This is a genomic window from Mesorhizobium sp. M1E.F.Ca.ET.063.01.1.1 (assembly GCF_003998155.1).
Taxonomy (GTDB): Bacteria; Pseudomonadota; Alphaproteobacteria; order Rhizobiales; family Rhizobiaceae; genus Mesorhizobium.
Genome location: NZ_RZSC01000591.1, coordinates 1 through 3,753, shown reverse-complemented (window position 1 = coordinate 3,753; position 3,753 = coordinate 1). Strand labels below are relative to the sequence as shown.

General features: G+C 63.5%; 4 protein-coding genes and 1 pseudogene. 4 read left to right on the top strand and 1 reads right to left on the bottom strand.

All coding sequences use genetic code 11. From position 1 onward, the window contains the following. Positions 1-1,092: M24 family metallopeptidase (locus EOA29_RS28725; protein WP_245468567.1), on the bottom strand; the 1,092-nt coding region annotated here is incomplete at its 3' end. 239 nt (positions 1,093-1,331) lie between these two features. Between EOA29_RS28725 and ehuB the strand changes: the two genes are divergently transcribed. The 4 genes and pseudogenes from ehuB to EOA29_RS43325 all read left to right on the top strand — a co-directional run. Then, entirely contained in the window at positions 1,332-2,201 is an 870-nt protein-coding gene (ehuB, locus tag EOA29_RS28720) for an ectoine/hydroxyectoine ABC transporter substrate-binding protein EhuB (RefSeq protein ID WP_126094287.1), read from the top strand. A 53-nt stretch (positions 2,202-2,254) separates the two neighbouring features. Then, complete coding sequence (ehuC, locus tag EOA29_RS28715) at positions 2,255-2,983, top strand: ectoine/hydroxyectoine ABC transporter permease subunit EhuC (protein WP_126094286.1); 729 nt, start codon at positions 2,255-2,257, stop codon at positions 2,981-2,983. Next, a complete protein-coding gene (gene ehuD, locus EOA29_RS28710; protein ID WP_126094285.1) occupies positions 2,980-3,639 on the top strand; it encodes an ectoine/hydroxyectoine ABC transporter permease subunit EhuD in 660 nt (219 codons plus the stop codon). Before ehuC ends, ehuD begins: the two co-directional genes overlap by 4 nt. Then, a pseudogene (locus EOA29_RS43325) lies at positions 3,636-3,753 on the top strand (ectoine/hydroxyectoine ABC transporter ATP-binding protein EhuA); the annotation flags it as partial. The gene ehuD and the pseudogene EOA29_RS43325, both read left to right, overlap by 4 nt.

The following is a 3,753-nucleotide window of genomic DNA, read 5'->3' as shown; positions in this document are numbered from 1 at the left end:
GAAATCCTCGAGCCAGACGCCGGCCATGAGGTGGAAGCACATGCCGGGCTCGAGCTCGGTCTTGTCGCCGGGTCTCAGGCTCACGGTGCGTTCGCCCCAGTCCGGCGGATAGGCGAGGCCGACCGGGTAGCCCACCCGGCTTTCCTTCTTCAGCCCGTTTCTGCGCAGCACTGCCTGCCAGGCGGCTTCGACCTGTTCCGCGGTGTTGCCGGGCCGCGCCATTGCGAGGCCGGCGTCGACGCCTTCGACGATCACCTTGGCCATATCGGAAAGGGCTGCCGGCGGCTTGCCGAAATGCACCGTCCGGGTCAGCGCCGCATGGTAGCGCCGCCGCACGCCGGCGATCTCGATGATGGCGAGCCCGCTGTCGGGAAGCGGCGCGTCCGACCAGGTCAGATGCGGCGTGCTTGTGCCTTCGCCGACCGGCATCAATGGGCAGATGGCGGTATAGTCGCCGCCGGCGCCGGCCACGCCCATGATCTGCGCGTGATAGATCTCGGCGATGACGTGGTTCTGCGGCACGCCGGGCCGCATCTTTTCGATGGCGCGGTTCATGGCATTGCTGCAGATCGCGCCCGCCTCGCGGATCAGCGCCAGCTCGGCTTCGGATTTCACCAGGCGCGCCCAGTTGACGAGGTCGCCATTGTTGGAAAAGCGCGCCTCGGGCAGGCCGCCGGCGAGATGGGCATGGCAGCGCGCGGTGTAATAATGCGCATCCATCTCGACGCCGATCCGCGCCCTGTTCCAGCCGCGCGCCCTGATCAGCCCGGCGAGCTCGTCATAGGGATGCTCGACGGGATGCTGCACCAGTCGCTCCGAGAACGGGACGATGTTCGTTTCGGGCAGGCCGGTGGTCATGCGGGCGCTCTTGGCGTCCTGCGCCCTGCCGAACCAGATCGGACGCTCTTCCTCCAGATGAACGAGCACGCATTGCGGCACGTAGAAAGACCAGCCGTCATAGCCGGTCAGCCAGCACATGTTGGCGGGATCCTGACAGATGATGAGATCGAAGCCGGCCGTTTCCATGCGGTGCTTCACGTCGGCCAGACGCCGCGCGTATTCCGCCTTGGTGAACCCGTCCGACCCGCTCAAAACCGTCCCTCCCATCGCCGCGGCCGAACGCGGCTCTCGGCCTGTAGTTTCAGGAAAATGCCCTTAATTGTGCACAACTTGTCAATGGTTATGCCGCGCATTGTGGCGATAGCGGCTATTTTCCAAGATTCGTACAGCGCATCTTGCGATATGTCCAGATGAGTTGTATACGTCTTATGAGCTTGAAGCGATGGAGGAGAAACGTCGCTCGAGCCAAGCAATCATTGAAAGGGGAACGCATGTTCACGTCACAGATATCCCGCCGCGCGGTCGTGAAGGCCGCCGCTTGCCTTGCGCTTGCCGCGACAGCATTCACGTCACTGCCGGCCAAGGCGGAGACGACCCTCGAACGCGCCAAGAAGGACGGCTACATCCGTGTCGGCTTTGCCAACGAGGCGCCGTTCGGTTTCGCGACGCCCGACGGCAAGCTGACCGGCGAAGCGCCTGAGGTCGCCAAGGCGGTGCTCGCCAAGATGGGCATCAAGCAGGTGGACGGCGTGCTGACCGAGTTCGGCTCGCTCATTCCGGGCCTTAAGGCCGGCCGCTTCGACATCATCGCCGCCGGCATGTTCATCAATCCGAAGCGCTGCGCCGAGATCAATTTCTCGGAGCCGTCCTACGGCATCGGTGAGGCCATGCTGGTTGCGAAGGGCAATCCGAAAGGCCTGACGGACTATTCCAGCATCAAGGCCAATCCCGATCTCAAGCTCGCCGTGATGGCCGGCGCCGTCGAGGGCGGATACGCCAAGGATGCGGGTGTCGCCGAGGCGCAGCTCGTCACCTTGCCCGATCAGTCCAGCCTGGTTGCCGCCGTTCAGTCGGGCCGCGCCGATGCGGCCACGCTGACGGCGCTGTCGATCGCCGAGATGGCCAAGAAGGCCGACGGCGTCGAATCGACCAAGCCGTTCGGCGAGGTTGCCGGCAAGTCGGTCAAGGGTCATGGCGGCTTCGGCTTCCGCAAGGAAGACACCGATTTGCAGGAAGCGTTCAACGCCGAGCTGAAGAAGTTCATCGGGTCGCCCGAGCATATCGCCCTTGTCGAGCCGCTCGGCTTCGGCAAGGACTATCTGCCCAACAAGACCACCGCGCAGCTCTGCAAGGGCGAATAAGTTCCCAACTGCTGGCGGCGCGAGAGCGCCGCCCTCTTTTTCCTGGAGGGCAGATGGGAATCCGCACGTTAGTTGCCATGCTGGTTGTCGCGCTCGCCGTTATCGGCGTGCTGGCGACGCAGGCATCCTATAGACTGTTCCTGCCGGGGCTGCTGCAGGGCGCGCTGCTGACCATCGAAATAGCCGTGATTGGCAGCCTGCTGGCGATTGTCATGGGCGTGCTCGCGGCGCTTGCGCGCATGTACGGCCCAGCGCCGCTCAGATGGCTGGCGACGGTCTATGTCGAGATCTTCCGCGGCACCTCGGCGCTGGTGCAGCTATTCTGGCTGTTCTTCGTGCTGCCGCAGTTCGGCGTCACGCTCAACGCCTTTCTGGTTGCTGTTCTGGCGCTTGGGCTGAACGTCGGCGCCTATGGGTCGGAAGTCGTGCGCGGCGCCATCCAATCGGTCGCGCGCGGCCAATGGGAAGCGGGAACGGCGCTCAACATGAGCCGGTCGCAGATGCTGCGCCGGATCATCCTGCCGCAGGCCTTCATCGCCATGATCCCGCCCTGGGGCAATCTGTTCATCGAGCTTCTGAAAGCGACCGCCCTGGTCTCGCTGATCACGCTCACCGACCTTGCCTTCAAGGCGCAGCAGATGAACCAGACCACGTTCAAGACCATTCCCATCTTCACGCTGGTGCTGCTGATGTATCTTGCCATGTCGCTGGTCATCTCCATCGGCATGCGGCTGCTCGAAAGGCGGGCTTCGCTCGGCCTGGCGCGGGGGAGGGCGGCATGATCTGGGATTGGAGTTTTACCTTGCAGATCCTGCCGGTGCTGGCGCACGCGGCAATCATCTCCATTGAGGCAACGCTGCTAGGCTTTGTCATCGCCGCCTCGCTCGGCCTTGTCCTGGCGGTGGTCCGCATCGCCGTGCCATGGACCGGCTGGACGATCTCGGTGCTGGTCGAGCTGATCCGCTCGACGCCGCTGCTCATCCAGATCTTCTTTATCTATTTCGTGTTTCCGAAATTCGGCCTCGTGATCGATGCGTTCACCGCCGGCGTTGTCGCCATCGGCGTCCACTACGCCGCCTATTGTTCGGAGGTTTACCGCGCCGGTTTCGACAACATCCATCGTGGCCAGTGGGAAGCCGCGATCGCGCTCAATCTCTCGGCCTGGACGACGTTCCGCGACATCATCATCCCGCAGGCGATCCCGCCGATCGTGCCGGCGCTCGGCAACTATCTGGTTGCGCTGTTCAAGGAAACGCCGCTGCTTTCGGCGATCGCGGTGCTGGAACTCATGCAGACCGCCAAGATCATCGGCTCCGAAACCTTCCGCTACACCGAGCCGATGACGCTGGTCGGCCTGTTCTTTCTGGCGATGAGCCTGGTATCGGCCGCGCTTATCCGTGCCCTCGAACGCCTGCTCAACAGAAGGACCGTACGATGACCGAGCAACCGATGGTCCGCTTCGACAATGTTTCCAAGCGCTACGGCGCGCTGACCGTTCTCGACGGATTGAGCCTCGACATCGCCCGCGGCGAGAAGGTCTCCATCATAGGCC